Source organism: Streptomyces sp. NPDC056452, from assembly GCF_042796085.1.
Lineage (GTDB): Bacteria > Actinomycetota > Actinomycetes > Streptomycetales > Streptomycetaceae > Streptomyces.
On the sequence record NZ_JBHTRI010000010.1, the window covers coordinates 54,107 to 68,521 of the forward strand.

Genomic DNA, 14,415 nt, shown 5'->3' on the forward strand with positions numbered 1-14,415 from the left:
ACCAGAAGGAGTTGAGAGCATGAGTCTGCGGGCGCGCATCACCAGTCCCGAGCCGACGAACGGGCTGAGCGAGGAGAGCCAGCTGGTCGGGATCTACCGCGCCAAGCTCCTGGAGGAGATCGACCTCGCCGAGATGTCCGCCCTCGCGGCGGCCGAGCGCAGGGCGCGCCTGGAGCGCGTGCTGGGCCACATCATCAGCCGTGAGGGCCCCGTCCTCTCCTCCATGGAGCGTTCGCAGCTCATCCGCCGGGTCGTCGACGAAGCCCTCGGCCTCGGCATCCTGGAGCCCCTGCTCGAGGACGCGTCCATCAGCGAGATCATGGTCAACGGTCCTGAACAGGTCTATGTGGAGCGCGGGGGCCGACTGGAGCTCCTCCCGCTGCGCTTCTCGTCCAACGACCAGTTGATGCAGACCATCGAGCGCATCGTCTCCACGGTCAACCGTCGTGTGGACGAGGCGAACCCCATGGTGGACGCCCGGCTGCCCTCCGGCGAGCGTGTCAACGTCATCATCCCGCCGCTCTCCCTCAAGGGCCCGATCCTCACCATCCGCCGGTTCCCCCGGGCGTTCACGCTCCAGGAGATGATCGGCCTCGGCTCGCTCGACGAGCACATGCTGATGCTGCTCGCCGGACTCGTCCGCGCGAAGTTCAACGTGATCGTCTCCGGAGCCACCGGTACCGGAAAGACCACCCTGCTCAACGCACTCTCCGGACTGATCCCGAACGGCGAGCGCATCGTCACCATCGAGGACTCCGCCGAGCTCCAGCTCCAGCAGACCCACGTGATCACACTGGAGAGCCGCCCCTCGAACGTGGAGGGCAAGGGCCAGATCACCATTCGCGACCTCGTCCGCAACTCCCTGCGTATGCGCCCCGACCGCATCATCGTCGGTGAGGTCCGTGGCGGAGAGACCCTCGACATGCTCCAGGCCATGTCCACCGGTCACGACGGCTCGCTCGCCACCGTCCACGCCAACAACGCCGAGGACGCGCTGATGCGTCTGCAGACGCTGAGCTCCATGTCCGAGGTCGAGATCCCGTTCGTGGCGATCCACGACCAGATCAACAGCGCCGTCGACGTGATCGTGCAGCTGACCCGTCACGCCGACGGCTCGCGCCGCATCACCGAGATCGCCGTCGTCGATTCCCACGGCCGTGAGGACTACCGCATCGTCTCGGTCTGCCGCTTCGCCGCACAGCCGATCGCCGCGGACGGTCGCGTCGTCGGCAAGTTCGAGTACTACCCGCTGCCCCGCCGGGTCGCCGAGCGCTTCTACATGACGAGCGAGGCCATCCCGGCGGCGTTCGGTGTCGCCCGGTCGGAGGAGCAGCTCGTCGTTCGCCGGTCCGCCGCCTGACCCAGTCCCGTTCGTCCCCGTCCCTGCCCGCCGCTCACTGAGAAGGTCCCCGCCCGACATGGATAATCTTCCGCTCCTGACGATCGGAGTCACACTGCTTGCCGGCTTGTTCGCCGTCCTGGGCGTGCACGGCTACTCGGCGGGCAAGGCGCAGCGGCAGGTCCTGTTCGACCGGATGTCCCAGACCGGGCAGGTCACGATCGGCGGGCGCGTCCGGCGCTTCCGCGGGATCGACCGGCGCCTCCGGAAGACGAGCCTCGGCAAACGCATCGAGCGCAAGATCTCGGCGACGGGCCTCGATCTGACGCCGGGCGAGTACGCCGTCTACGTCGTGGCCGCGCTGCTGGGCCTCTACTTCGTCATCGGGTCGATCTTCGCGCCGTTCTTCGGACTTCTCGCCGCTCTCATCGGCCTCTGGGGCGGCAACGCCTTCCTCAACTGGCAGCGCACCAAACGCACCGAGGCGTTCATCAACCAGCTGCCCGAACTCACCCGGGTCCTGGCCAACGCGACCCAGGCCGGGCTCGCTCTGCGGACGGCGATCGGGATGGCGGTCGAGGAGCTCGACGACCCGGCACGGGAGGAGCTGCGGCGGGTGGCGGACCGGCTGGCCGTGGGCCACTCCCTCGACGACGCCCTCAATGAACTCGTCGAACGACTGCCCTCCCGTGAGCTGACCGTCCTGGTGTCCACGCTGATCCTCTCCAACCGGGCCGGCGGCACGATCGTCTCCTCGCTGCGCAACCTCACGGAGACTCTGGAGGAGCGCAAGGAGACCCGGCGAGAAGTGACCACGCTCCTGTCACAGGTGAAGGTGACAGCGGTCGCGGTCCCCATCCTCGGGATGGGCTTCCTGCTGATCATCAACGGGATGCGGGACGGGGCACTGGACGACATGACCGCCGCGACAACGGGCCGGATCGCCGTTCTGGTCGCGGCAGGTCTCTACGGCTTGGGCTTCTTCCTCATCAACCGGCTCACTCGCGTCCGTATCTGAATCCGACGGCCCCGAAGAATTAGGAGAGAGGACACACCATGGATCTTCTGATCGCGGCCGTCTTCGGACTCGCCGTCTACGGAGCCTTTCACGGCATCCGCATGTACCGAGCCGACGCCAAACTCCCTGGGGACCTGGCCGTCGCATTGGAAGTCGGTGCCACCCGCACGACAGCGGCCGGTTCCGCGATTGACCGCCTCGGCATGCGGTACGCCCCCCGGGTGCTGCGGATGATGGGGCCCAAGCGGGTGGACAAGGTCCGACGCAAGCTCGACATGGCGGGTAACCCGGGCGGTATGACCGTCGACCGCTACGCGGCTCGCCGAGCTGTCTACGGAGGCCTCGGCGCGATCGCGGCGCTGGCCATGCTGATGAACGGGCAGCCCATTCTGGCCGTCCTGCTGGCCGTGTACGGCTTCTTCTGGACCGATGTGATCATCAGGGCGGCCATCGGGCGCCGCAAGGACGACATCGACCGGACCCTTCCGGACTTCCTCGACGTCCTCGCCGTCGTGGTCTCCGCCGGCCTCGGCTTCCGGCAGGCGTTGGAGCGGGTCTCAGAGAAGTACTCGGGCCCTTGGGCCGACGAACTCCGCATCACACTGCGCCAGATGGATATGGGTGTGAGCCGACGCGAAGCCTTCGACCAGTTGCGCAAGCGCAACGAGTCGGAGCAGGTCTCGATGTTCGTCTCCGCTCTCCAGCAGGGAGAGGAGCTCGGTGCTCCCATCGTCGACACCCTGATCCAGATCGCCAACGACATGCGCCGCACGGACGCCCAGAACGCCCGCCGTAAGGCCTCCAAGGCCGTGCCGAAGGCCACGTTGATCGTGACCAGCTTCATGCTTCCCGGAACGATGATCCTCATCGCCGTGGGCTTCTACTACGCGGCGGACGTCAACATCGGAGATGTCTTCGGAGGCTGAGCGTGCAAAGGGACGAATACGGAGAGGAGGAGGTGAACCAACCATGGGACCACGAACGGCGCAACTCGCTCTGACCGGCGGCCCGGACGCGTCCACGGTGGCGGGTACGCCCGGCCATGTGCCGGCCCTGCCGATCCAGGTGAACGCGCTCCAGGCACTGTGCCGACAGCTGTTCGGCTTCCGGCTCGCGATGACAGCGCTCGCCGCCCCGTTCGCGCTCAACGGGGTCGACGACGAGCTCGGCAGCTGGCTCGTGGGCGCCGCCGTTCTCGTCACCGTCATGGTGTCGTACGTGCTGATGCGCGACTGGGAGCGCTTCGGTCCGATCCTCCTGCGCCATCCCACACTGCTTGCCGCGGACATGCTCTTCGGTGCGCTCCTGCTCTTCGCTGCCTCTCCGGGCTCCACGCTGTCCTACGTCACGGTCTGCACGCCTCTCCTCGCGGGCCTGGTCTACGGCTGGCGCGGCGGTGCGATCTTCGCCGCACTCCAGTCGCTGCTGCTGGCCGCTGCGTACGGAGTGAGTGGGAAGGTCGAAGCGGACGCCTCGGCGCTCCTGGTGGTAGGGCTCTGCATCATGGCCGGCGCCGTCGGCAGCACCCTGCGGGGTCTGCTGCTCCGGTTCGGTGCGGCCTCCCAGGCGCTGACGGACACCCGGGCCCGCCTCGCGGTCAATGGTGCCGTCGAGGAGGAGCGGGCCCGTCTCGCCCGCGAGATGCACGACTCCGTCGCCAAGACCCTCCACGGCCTCGCACTCGCGGCAGAAGGACTGGCCAGCACGGCGGACCGCATGGACCCGCTCACGGTCAAGCACCAGGCGGAGCTCGTCGCACGATCCGCCCGCCGGGCCGCGGCCGAGTCCCGTGAGTTGCTTTCCGACCTCCGTAGGGAGTCCGGCCTGGACGGTGGAGTGGACGTCCTCGATGAACTGGACGCACGTACAAGGGACTTCGCTCGCCGACATGGCGTCAAGGCAGCCTTCCACAGACTGAGTGAGGGGCCCGTTCCGCTCATTCCGCACGCCGTGGCGAGGCACGCCCTCACGATCGCGACCGAGGCCATGGAGAACGCCCAGCGCCACGCCCGTCCCAGCTATGTGGACGTCTCAGCCGGCCTGGTCCGCGATGTGGTGCGCATCAGCGTGTACGACGACGGCGAGGGCCTGCCCCCGGGGACCTCGCTGGCCGACCTGAGGAAGGCCGGACACTTCGGGCTGGTCGGCATGGTCGAACGGGCCGCGTCGATCGGTGCGCGCATCCGCATCGGTCGAGGCCGCGCGGCACGGGGGACCGAGGTACGACTCGACCTCTCGCTTGCCGCGATGGATCTGGCACCTCCCGCACTCCCCAGCACACCGGAGTACCAGCCCCCGCTCGGGCAGGTACCCGGACAACACGTATGAACCCGCAACTAACAATCGCAGAAGAACAGTTACGAGACAGTCCCCACCCTTGAGAGAGGAGGCCGCACCATGTCGGACGAGATCTCCCGCAGCTCCGGAGAGCAGTGGACACAGCACCCGCATGTCTCGCAGCACACGTCCTCGCATCCCAGCCCGCTCAGTTCCAACCACACCTCCGGTGCCTCGACCGCCGCGGCATCCGGAGAACTTCCTGCCTTCCCCGGCCCTGCGGCCATGCCCCCACCGATGCCCCTCAGGGTCGTTGTGGCCGACGACAATCCGGTCGTACGCGCAGGGCTGACGGTTCTGCTGCAGGGACGCGACGACATCGATGTGGTCGCGGAGGCGGGTGACGGCCGTCAGGCCTATGAAATGACGGTGCAGCACCGCCCGGATGTCGTCCTGCTGGACGTGCGTATGCCAGGGGTCGACGGCATCTCAGCGCTGCCCCACCTGGTGCGTCTCGCACCGGTTCTGATGATGACCTACAGCCGCGAGAGCGAGATCGTGCACGAGGCACTGCGGCTGGGCGCCGGTGGGTACCTCGTGCACGGCGAGTTCACCGCGGACCAGCTCGTGGCCGCCGTACGGGACACGAAGGAGGGGCGGGCCCACTTCACGTATTCGGCGTCCAGCGCTCTGCTGGAGTCGGTGCGAGGAGGCGGCAGTCCGTCGGGGCAGGGCAGTCTGCCTCTACCGGAAGGGCTCGGGACGGCCTTCACCGGACAGGGGTACCGACCGGCGTCTCCTCCGGGACATCAATCTGCATCCGCACACAACATGCGGGACCGGGCAATCCCCGCATCGGGATCGAATAGCCAGGTCAGCCCAGGGCGAACGGAGTTGGGGCCATCTCAATTCACTCAAAAGGCTTCGCTTGCGCAACCTTCTGTGGCACATTCAACTTCAGAGGCATCCTCGATGGCGCCTCAGGGAATGGTCGACGAGCTGAGTGAACGGGAGGTGGAAGTGATGGGTCTGATCGCGTCGGGCATGACCAATCAGCAGATCGCGGCCACCTGCTTCATCAGCCAGAAGACCGTCAAGAACCACATCAACCGCATCTTCGCCAAGTTGAACGCCGGCAGCCGGGGCGAGGCCATCGCCTACTGGCACCGCGTGTCGTCCGGGGGGTCGAAGGATCGTGGCTGAGCGCGCCGTGGGCCCGAAGGCCCAACTGAACCAATGGGCCCGGAGTTGGGCCCGCAGGCCCATGTGGGTGGGTGTTGCCCCGACGTACGTTTCTCATGTCGAAAGCGAGACCGGCCAGGAGGAAGCCGGAAGCGCGGACGACACGAAGACTTACGCAGCAGTGTCGGCCGACTCCCGGTCGGCCGAACTCGGAGGGGAACACCATGTCGAACATCACCCTGAAGGCCGCCACCACCACGCAGGCCTACGTCAACGGCTGGAAGAACACCGCCGTCGAGGCGATGAAGCGCCGCAGCGACAAGGGTCAGGGCGCCATCGAGTACGTGGGCATCACCATCCTGGTTGTGGCGATCGTCGTGGCGCTGCTCAACACCAACATGGGTGCGACGATCGGCAACAAGTTCACCACCAAGATCAACGAGGTTCTCAACAAGTGAGTCCGCGGACTCGCAGCGAGTCAGGGCAGGCCGCACCGCTGTACATCACAGCGGTGGCGGGCCTGCTCTTTCTCGCGTTGATCTTCTTTGCGTTCGGTGAAGCGGATGTCAAACGCAACGGTGCCCAGACCGCGGCGGACGCCTCTGCGTTGGCGGCAGCCCAGCAGTCCCGCAGTCTGGAAGCGCTGGACCTGCGGGCCCACATATTGGACAGGGCCTACCTCAGCCTCCTGTTCAACAGCCCTTTCCCCGGTACCCACAACGGTTGCGTGAAGGCGTCCACGTTCGCTGCGCAGAACGATGCCACCAGCGTCGAGTGCCGCATGCTCTTCGACGGCCGCTGGGGGTTCCGGGTTGGTGTTGAGTCGAACAAGGTGATGAGCGCCAACCTGGTTCCGGGTACGAAGGGGAAGCGTGCGAAAGCCACGTCAGTGGCTGTCGTCGAACCTCGCTGCAAGTTCGTCCCGAACCCGGACTTGTCGTCGCCGTCGCCCGGCGCGCTCGCCTGTGACACCAAGGTGTGGGTGATCGACCCCAAGGATCTGGCGCTTCTGCCGGAAATGACTGATCTCTTCACCGTACGCCTGGCCGAAGATTGACCGCGATCGTAAAGGACCTTGACTGATGAGTATTCCGCACGTGAGGAAGCTGCGCCGAGCAGCGACGGCCGTAATTCTTGCGGCTGGCCTCACCCTTTCCGTGGCCGCCTGCGGCGGTGATTCAGGCAAGGGTGAGAAGGAGAGTTCGTCCGCCTCTTCGTCGAAGCCGGCTGAAGACTCCGGAAAGGGTGAAGGGGAGACGGTACCTGACACCAGCAAGGTTCTGGTGACGATCAAGGGCGACTCCGGAATCGACATGGTGATCAACTCGGCGAAGCGCGACACCGGCGGCTTCCTCACCATCAGCGGACAACTCAAGAACACAGGCAGTGGTCTGTACACGACTCCGATCCAATGGAGCGGTGAGGAGCAGGCCGTCGCCGGCACCGGACGGTCGCTCGCAGCCATGACCTTGGTGGATTCAGAGGCAAAGAAGCGCTACTACGTGCTTCGCGACACGGACAACAGGCCGCTGACGACGAGCGGATTCGACCCGAGCATCGAGGCCGGAAAGAGTCTCACTTTCTTCGCACAATTCCCGGCTCCTGCCACCTCGACCAGTCAGGTCGACCTTCAGTTCCCGGGCTTCGCCAACGCGACGATTGAGATCTCTTGATGAGTGCCATCATTAGCACCCAGGGCGTCCGGGCCCGGGTGGCGATGACTGTGCTTGCCGGGGCGATGGCCTTCGGAGTCGCTGCGGCGCCGGACGCCGCAGCGGAGGACAGCCCGTACCCGTCGGCGTCGGCGGAAGTTCCGGTCAAGGTGGATCCGAACGACACGGATCTGAAGCTGCCGGATGGTGCCACGCTTGCTGCACCCAAGGTCCTCGACATCAAGTCCGTCATTGAGGACCTGGGCGGGGAAGAGCGTCGCGAGGACACCAACACCGACATCAAGTTCGCACTCCAGGCCGAGGTCCTCTTCGGCAAGGACAGTGCCAAGCTGAGTTCCGCGGCCAACGGGCGCATCAACGCGATCGCTGCCGAGATCAAGAAGCAGGACGCGAAGAAGGTCCGTGTCTTCGGCTTCACCGACAATCTGGGCTCCTCCGCGCACGGAGACGTTCTCTCCAAGCAGCGTGCGGATGCCGTGCACAACGTCCTGGAGTCGTCGCTGTCGGGTTCCGGCATCACGTTCGAGATCCGGGGCTACGGCGAGCAGTACCCGATCGCTGACAACGGCACGGAAGAGGGCCGGAAGAAGAACCGCCGGGTGGAGGTCTCCTTCCTCCGCGCCGAAGGTTCGCAGAGCTGACCTGCTGGTTGCTACGAGAACTGCACGGCGGTGGCACCTGTGGCGCCGCCGTGACTCGTCCGGCCGGTACGGCTGGAACGAGCCCAATGGCCCCTCCGCCTCAGTCGGAGGGGCCGTTGTCGTACCCGGCCGGCAGGGTTCCCGGCCATGGACACCTCGTAGCTCTGGACCGTCATCGAGGCTGGGACGTGTGCGCAGCCGCCTACCTCATGGGCGGTGGCTGCTCGGACGACAGTTTTACGGACTTCCGCGCCGGCCTGATCGGGCTCGGCCGGGAGTGGTACGAGAGGGCAGCGGCTTGCCCGGACGTTCTTGCTGAGCACCCGGCCATGACGGCCGCGCTGCGGAGGCGTACATCGACGAGGTCGTATTCGGCCAGACCGTCAACTATGCGTCCAGTTACGCCTTCGAGCGTGTCGCGAGCGATGGAGTGGATTTCCACGAGGCGTGGAACGAGTGCAGCGCTTCACGTGCCAGTTCCGATGAAGCCTCCGTAGATGGGGCGAGGACTTCGATTTCGATGAGCCTCGACCTCGGCCACTGACGACAACTCGGCTCGGCTCAGCGGAGGAAGTCGAGTACCCGCTGCCAGGTCAGTTCGGCCGCCGCCGGGTCGTGGTCGGGCAGGTCACGGTCAATGTAGAAGTGGCCGGCGCCCGGGTAGCGGAAAACTTCGAGTGCTGCACCGGACTTCCGAGCCGACCCGTGGAGGGCGCCCATGCGCTCAGGTGACGCGAAGTCATCGGGTTCCGCGGCGTGCACCTGCACCCTGAGGCCGGGGCGAGCGGATGCGGGAAGGTCGACAACGGCGTGCAGGAGGAGTACGGCACCCGTGGCGGGACGCTCGGGCAGGAGATCGGAGACAACTCCCGTCCCCATGGAGACCCCGGCCAGTACGGCCTCCTCCGGCATGCCCTTCAGGGCCTGCCGCGCGCGCGTGAGCACCGTTGCCCAGCCGATCCGGTCGACCAGTCGAAACCCCTCGTCCAGAGTGGAGGCGATCTCACCCCCGAAGAGGTCAGGGGTCACGACCTCATGCCCTGAGCCCCGCAGCCTCTCGGCCGCCAGGAGTTCGGCGGGGCGCAGGCCGAGAACGGAGTGGAACAACGCGATGTGGACCATTGGGTCATCGTGCTGTACCGGCTGTGACAGTGACCAGCGCTTCCGCCGCATGACCTCGGCGGCCGGTATCTCGGGTTCCTCCCGCCAAGCCGTTTCGGTTCTGCCCAGGTCGTGGACCGTGTGTCGTGATGGGCGCCGAGGACCGGACAGCTCCATCCGCACGGCAGAACGGGCCGGTCGGCTCCTCCTCGGCAGCCCTTCGCGGATGCCGCGTACATGGCACCGGTGCGATGCCTTTACGGGGCAGCTACGTCTATGCTGCCGGTCATGAGCGAGTCAACTCCCCTCCCTGCCCGGCCTGCGGCCCTTGATGAGGCGGAGTCCCTGCGCTCGGTTCTCGAGCGCAACCGCCGGACCTTCGCCTGGAAGACGTCGGGACTCGACGAGAAGGCCCTGCGCGCCACCACAGCTGCCAGCGCGATGACGCTCGGTGGCCTCGTCAAGCACGTGGCCCTGGTCGAGGCGGACTGGCTGGCCGTCAAGCTTGCCGGCCGCGAGTACGGAGCTCCCTGGGACGCGGTGGACTTCGACGCCGACCCGGACTGGGAGTGGCGGACCGGGGCGCTGGACCCGCCCGGTGACCTCTACGCCGTGTGGCATGAGGCCGTCGAGCGTTCGCGTGAACTCGTAGCTGAGGTGATCAAGGAGCGAGGGCTCGACGGACCTGCGTCATTCACTTGGCCTGACGGACGCACACCCACCGTCCGCGACATGCTCCTGGACATGATCGAGGAATACGCGCGTCACACCGGCCACGCGGACATCCTTCGCGAGGCGGCAGACGGCCGCGTAGGCGAAGGCGCTCCCAAGGACTTCACCTTCTGAGTCATCTCATGTGACCCAGCAGGTGGCGATGGGCGTCCGGCGTTCCGGAGGCCAGCAGGTGGCGTTCAGCTGGAGTACACGCCGTTTCAAGATCGTGTCACCAGAGTTGCTCCTCGTGCCTACCTCACACTCGCGTGCCGGCGTCGCCTCTGCATGCGCCACGGCTTTGACGCTCTCAGGACTGCTCCTCGCAGGGATGCTGGCCGCCCAGCCCGCGGCAGCCGCGGACCCGGCCGGCTACCCGAACGTTCGGATCAACGAAGTCACCTCGTCGAACAACGACACGGTGGAGCTGTACAACACCGGCTCGACCGCAGTGAGCCTCAGCGGCTGGAAGATGTCCGACGACAGCTTCTCGCCGCAGTCGTTCAGCCCGTCCTCCGGCACGATCCCCGCCGGCGGCTTCGTCACCTTCAACTCGCCCAAGGGGCTGGGTGATGCGGACAAGCTGGTCATCTACACGTCCGGCGGCACCGTGGTCGACCGCGTCGAGTGGGCGACCGACAAGGCCAAGCCGGCGATGGTGCGTTGCGGTGGCGACGGCTCCGGGGCGTGGGTGACCGCAGCCTCGGCGTCCACATTCGGCGCCTCGAACGCCTCGGGCTGCCCGTCGTCGATTCCGGCGGCGAGCCGGACGCGGATCAACGAGGTCACCTCGAACGGCTCCGACACCGTGGAGCTGTACAACGGGGGAACGAGTGCGGTCAGCGTCGGTTCGTGGAAGTACGTCGACAGCGACACCTCCCACGCTCCGGTGTCGATCTCGTCCTCCTCGCCGAGCGCGACCAGCATCCCCGCGGGTGGCTACGTCACGTTCAACTCCACCATCGGACTGGGCGACAACGACTCGGTCTTCCTCGTCGACAGCAGCGGCAACACCATCGACTCGGTGACCTGGGCGACCGACGGTGCCAAGCCGTCGGACGAGCGGTGCGCCAACGGCACCGGCTCGTTCCGGACCGCCGTGACCGCGACGCCCGGCAGCGCGAACTCCTGCTCGGGCGGTACCGGCGGCGGCCCGGGTGGCGGTGGCACCGGGACCGGTCAGCTGCTGGGCGGCGGCGGCTCGCTCACCAGCGGTTGCACCCCCGAGGCGCCCAGCGGCTCTGGTTCCACGCCGACGGGCACCCTGGCGTGGCCGGGCGGGCTGGACGTCACGATCGCGGACAACGTCTGCGCGTTCACCACATCCACCGGCCCGGAAGGCCGCGACCTGAGCGGCCTGGCGTTCGACCCGGCGAACCCGTCGGTGCTGTGGGCCGCCAAGAACAAGAACTGGCTGTACAAGCTGGTCAAGAGCAACGGCAAGTGGATCCCGGACGCGACCTGGAGTGCGACCGGCAAGCAGATCCGCTTCGCGGGCGGCTCCGGCGAACCGGACGCCGAGGGCCTGACGGTCGGCAGCAACGGCCACATCTACGTGACGTCCGAGCGCGACAACACCAAGAACACGGCACCCAAGGACACGATCCTGGAGTTCGACCCGTCGGCGACCGGATCGACGCTGTCGCCGGTTCACCAGTGGGACATGACCTCGCAGTTTCCGCAGCTCAACACCGGCAGCAAGGATGACGCCAACCTCGGCTTCGAGGGCGTCGGATACGTGCCGGACAGTTGGCTGACCTCGAACGGCTGGGTCGACCCGCTCACCGGCGCCGCCTACAACCCGGCGAGCTACCCGCTGCACGGTTCGGGCCTGTTCTTCGCCGGCCTGGAGTGGGACGGCTCGCTGCACGTCTACGGCCTGAACTCCGACGGCACGTTCACCACGTTCGGCAGAATCGTGACAGGAAAGGCCTCCGTGATGGACGTGACCTTCGACGACGGAACCCAGCGTCTCGTCGCGACGTGCGACAACACCTGCGGTGAGACCCACACGTTCATGAAGGTCAACGCCTCCGGTGCGATCGTGCCGGACGCGACCTACACGAACCCGGCCGTCATGCCGGCAGACAACCTGGAGGGCTTCGCGATCGCCCCGGCCTCGACCTGCGTCAACGGCTTCCGCGAAGCGGTCTGGAGCGACGACGGCATCTACGGCTTCGGCTCCGGAAGCTCCTCGTACGGACACACCCTCTACAGCGGCACCTTCCCCTGCTGAACCTGCTGAACCTGCTGAACCTGCTGAACCTGCTGTACCTGCCGACCACGGAAGGCGGCCCACCCTCCGGGCCGCCGCCACGGTAGGGCGCCCGAGCACTACGCAACGATGAAGCTCCTGGTAGGCGGGGCAACCTGCCGACTACCAGGGGCTTCGTCGTGCCTCCCCGGGCCCGCGCCTTCAGCACGTGGAATCCGGCCCCCCGCACGTCTGTCTGCCGCCGGGGCGAAGAACCTGACCGGCCGCGAACCCCGCACCTTCGCCGAGTTCCTGGCCGCGAACCGGGCCGCGAACCGGGCCGCCTTCCGCTGAGCGAGAGCCCGGAAGTCGGGACCCCCGGTTCCGGATTGGGCCGGGAGGTGGGTCCCCGGGCCTACGCGCCGGGCCCGGGCGGCTGAATATTCTCGCCGGTGAGCCGGTTGGCCGGCGCCGAAGCGAAGTGTTCACGCGGTGATGGGGTGAGGCGTTCCATGGGTGCCGGGTTCTTTCACTCGTACCACCTGGGCTGGACCCGGGTGGATGCCGGGACGCTGCTCGGCGATCTCGAAGCGGCAGGGCTTCGGCCGGCCCATCCGGTCACCGGGCGCATCGTGCTCGACAGCCAGGACCCCGCATCGCCGGTGACCGGCGGGACCCGGTCGCCGGTCTCCAGGGAGCAGCTGCTCTCCATCGCCGGGCTGGAGCGCCTGGACGGGATCGGGGTGCGGCTGTGGGTGAGCCATGACCTGGACGTCCTGATGCGCATCCGCCGGGCGGGACCACGGGTCGCCGTGGCCGAGTTCGGCCTCGGGGGGCTGCCCCCGGAGGAGCGGGAGAAGGCCGTGCGGGCGATCAGGCTGACGGTCGGGCGGGCGTCCGTGCTGTGTATCGGTTTCGTCGTCGACCGCGAGGGTGCGACCGGGGGGACGGACTGGGACGGGGTGGTCGTCGAAGGTACGGCCCGTCTCGACAGGTGGCCCGACGCCCTTGCCGTACGGGAGGACATCGCGTCCCGGCACCCGCAGCTGGCGGCCCTGGAGTCGGTGGAGCAGTCGCCGTGGCGGGTGTTCGGGAACGCGGTCCTCAGCGTGTGACATGGTCCCGGCGGCGAAGCCGACGAAATGGGAGTCCTGGTGTGCGTGTTCAGGTCAGGCCCTCGGCGCGAAAAGGGGAACGAGGTACTCCTGGATCGTGGGCGGTTACGGGTGTAGGGCCGCCAGGGCCGCGCGGATCTGGGCGACCACGCGGTCGGGGTGTCGGAACACCTCGGCCGCGGTGAAGCGCAACACGCGGCGGACCTCGGGACAGGCCTGGAGCTCGTTGAACCGGCGCAGGTCGACGGCGTGGGCCTCGCGGGTGCCGTGGAAGGCGTAGCCCTCGACCTCGACCACCAGGCCGTGGGACCGGAAGAAGAAGTCCGGGTGGAGCGTGCGGCCGGACGGTTTGCGCAGGGCAGCCTGTGTTTCCGGGTGCAGGCCGGCGTCGTGCAGGTGGAGGCGGGCCACGGTCTCCGCCGGGGAGCCGGACCGCGCGTCGGTGAGGGGGAGCCAGGTGCGCGCCCGCACCGCCCCGCGCCGGTGCGTGGCCAGCTCGGCGCGGAGAGCGGCCATGTGGACGAGCGGCGGGCGCTGGACTCCTCGTACCGTACGGGTGGCGAGCGCCGAGTCTGCGGCGGCGACAGCCTCGTTGCGGGGGAGGCGCCGTATGAGGTCGCCCACCGTCCGGGCGGCCGACGTGGTGATCAGCCCCCGGCGGACCGTCCGGTCCGCCGCGTCGAGGGGCAGGCGGTGGACGCGGGTCCCCGGGCGGCGGCGGTAGGCGCCGGGGCGCGGGTCGGTGAACTCCGTCGCATGGCAGGTGCGCGAGGGGTCGAGGACCTCGACGAGGTGCAGGGCCGCCGCCGTGCGGTGGCTGCACACCAGGTGGGGCTGCAGGCTCTGTACGACCCAGGCGTGGGTCAGCCAGTCCACCAGCCGGCCCGGAGCCGCCCAGGCACCCGGGTGGATCGGCTGCCAGCCGGCCGCTCTCAGCCGCCGGTACAGCGGGTGCGCCGGCCAGCCCGCTTCCCGGGCCCTCGCGGTGAAGAGGACGCCGCCGGGTGCGAGGGACGCCAGTTCCCGTATCTGACGGGCCCGGCGGACAGCACGCGGTTCCTGCGGGTCGGGTGGGCACCATGTGCGGATCGGGCTCATGGCACAACAATCCACGAAGGGGGCGCGGGCTGCAGAGGGCTGTGGATAACGGCATCTCTTCCGTGC

Annotated in this window: 15 protein-coding genes; 13 read left to right on the plus strand and 2 right to left on the minus strand. The window is 67.7% G+C overall.

Translation table 11 applies throughout. The features are described 5' to 3' along the window. Positions 1–19 precede the first annotated feature (19 nt). From ACFQ6X_RS12485 to ACFQ6X_RS12530, 10 genes are all read left to right on the plus strand, one after another. Positions 20–1,360, plus strand: coding sequence for a CpaF family protein (locus ACFQ6X_RS12485; RefSeq protein ID WP_329207907.1), 1,341 nt, complete (start codon positions 20–22; stop codon positions 1,358–1,360). Between the two features lie 58 nt (positions 1,361–1,418). Continuing rightward, positions 1,419–2,357, plus strand: a complete 939-nt coding sequence (locus tag ACFQ6X_RS12490; protein WP_383180035.1) for a type II secretion system F family protein — start codon at positions 1,419–1,421, stop codon at positions 2,355–2,357. 38 nt (positions 2,358–2,395) lie between these two features. Continuing rightward, positions 2,396–3,283, plus strand: a complete 888-nt coding sequence (locus tag ACFQ6X_RS12495) for a DUF5936 domain-containing protein (RefSeq protein WP_329207903.1) — start codon at positions 2,396–2,398, stop codon at positions 3,281–3,283. Between the two features lie 43 nt (positions 3,284–3,326). Next, positions 3,327–4,685: a sensor histidine kinase gene (locus ACFQ6X_RS12500; protein WP_383180038.1), complete on the plus strand. Its 1,359-nt coding sequence runs from the start codon at positions 3,327–3,329 to the stop codon at positions 4,683–4,685. A gap of 69 nt (positions 4,686–4,754) precedes the next feature. Then, the gene (locus ACFQ6X_RS12505; RefSeq protein WP_383180041.1) at positions 4,755–5,837 is read left to right on the plus strand and encodes a response regulator; all 1,083 of its coding nucleotides are present in this window, start codon (positions 4,755–4,757) and stop codon (positions 5,835–5,837) included. A 203-nt stretch (positions 5,838–6,040) separates the two neighbouring features. Continuing rightward, positions 6,041–6,274 carry a hypothetical protein gene (locus ACFQ6X_RS12510; RefSeq protein WP_383180044.1) on the plus strand — a complete coding sequence of 78 codons (234 nt, stop codon included), beginning with the start codon at positions 6,041–6,043 and terminating at the stop codon, positions 6,272–6,274. Further along, a complete protein-coding gene (locus ACFQ6X_RS12515) occupies positions 6,271–6,873 on the plus strand; it encodes a pilus assembly protein TadG-related protein (RefSeq protein WP_383180047.1) in 603 nt (200 codons plus the stop codon). The genes ACFQ6X_RS12510 and ACFQ6X_RS12515 overlap by 4 nt, the downstream gene beginning before the upstream one ends. Before the next feature lie 25 nt (positions 6,874–6,898). Beyond that, positions 6,899–7,489, plus strand: a complete 591-nt coding sequence (locus tag ACFQ6X_RS12520; protein WP_383180050.1) for a hypothetical protein — start codon at positions 6,899–6,901, stop codon at positions 7,487–7,489. Next, complete coding sequence (locus ACFQ6X_RS12525; protein WP_383180053.1) at positions 7,489–8,130, plus strand: OmpA family protein; 642 nt, start codon at positions 7,489–7,491, stop codon at positions 8,128–8,130. The genes ACFQ6X_RS12520 and ACFQ6X_RS12525 overlap by 1 nt, the downstream gene beginning before the upstream one ends. Positions 8,131–8,339: 209 nt before the next feature. Next, positions 8,340–8,627: a DUF4240 domain-containing protein gene (locus tag ACFQ6X_RS12530; protein WP_383180364.1), complete on the plus strand. Its 288-nt coding sequence runs from the start codon at positions 8,340–8,342 to the stop codon at positions 8,625–8,627. A 64-nt stretch (positions 8,628–8,691) separates the two neighbouring features. Here the strand turns inward: ACFQ6X_RS12530 and ACFQ6X_RS12535 are convergent, their stop codons facing one another. Continuing rightward, on the minus strand, positions 8,692–9,252 hold the full coding sequence (locus ACFQ6X_RS12535) for a dienelactone hydrolase family protein (protein ID WP_383180055.1): 561 nt from the start codon (positions 9,250–9,252) through the stop codon (positions 8,692–8,694). Between the two features lie 267 nt (positions 9,253–9,519). Between ACFQ6X_RS12535 and ACFQ6X_RS12540 the strand changes: the two genes are divergently transcribed. The 3 genes from ACFQ6X_RS12540 to ACFQ6X_RS12550 all read left to right on the plus strand — a co-directional run bounded on the left by ACFQ6X_RS12540 (position 9,520) and on the right by ACFQ6X_RS12550 (position 13,251). Continuing rightward, the gene (locus tag ACFQ6X_RS12540; RefSeq protein WP_383180058.1) at positions 9,520–10,077 is read left to right on the plus strand and encodes a DinB family protein; all 558 of its coding nucleotides are present in this window, start codon (positions 9,520–9,522) and stop codon (positions 10,075–10,077) included. Positions 10,078–10,243: 166 nt separating this feature from the next. Then, positions 10,244–12,178: a lamin tail domain-containing protein gene (locus tag ACFQ6X_RS12545; RefSeq protein WP_383180061.1), complete on the plus strand. Its 1,935-nt coding sequence runs from the start codon at positions 10,244–10,246 to the stop codon at positions 12,176–12,178. Between the two features lie 470 nt (positions 12,179–12,648). Then, positions 12,649–13,251, plus strand: coding sequence for a hypothetical protein (locus tag ACFQ6X_RS12550; RefSeq protein WP_383180064.1), 603 nt, complete (start codon positions 12,649–12,651; stop codon positions 13,249–13,251). 105 nt (positions 13,252–13,356) lie between these two features. On the opposite strand, the gene ACFQ6X_RS12555 is transcribed toward ACFQ6X_RS12550, so the two are convergent. Then, positions 13,357–14,349 carry an endonuclease domain-containing protein gene (locus tag ACFQ6X_RS12555; protein ID WP_383180067.1) on the minus strand — a complete coding sequence of 331 codons (993 nt, stop codon included), beginning with the start codon at positions 14,347–14,349 and terminating at the stop codon, positions 13,357–13,359. Between the last annotated feature and the right edge of the window lie 66 nt (positions 14,350–14,415).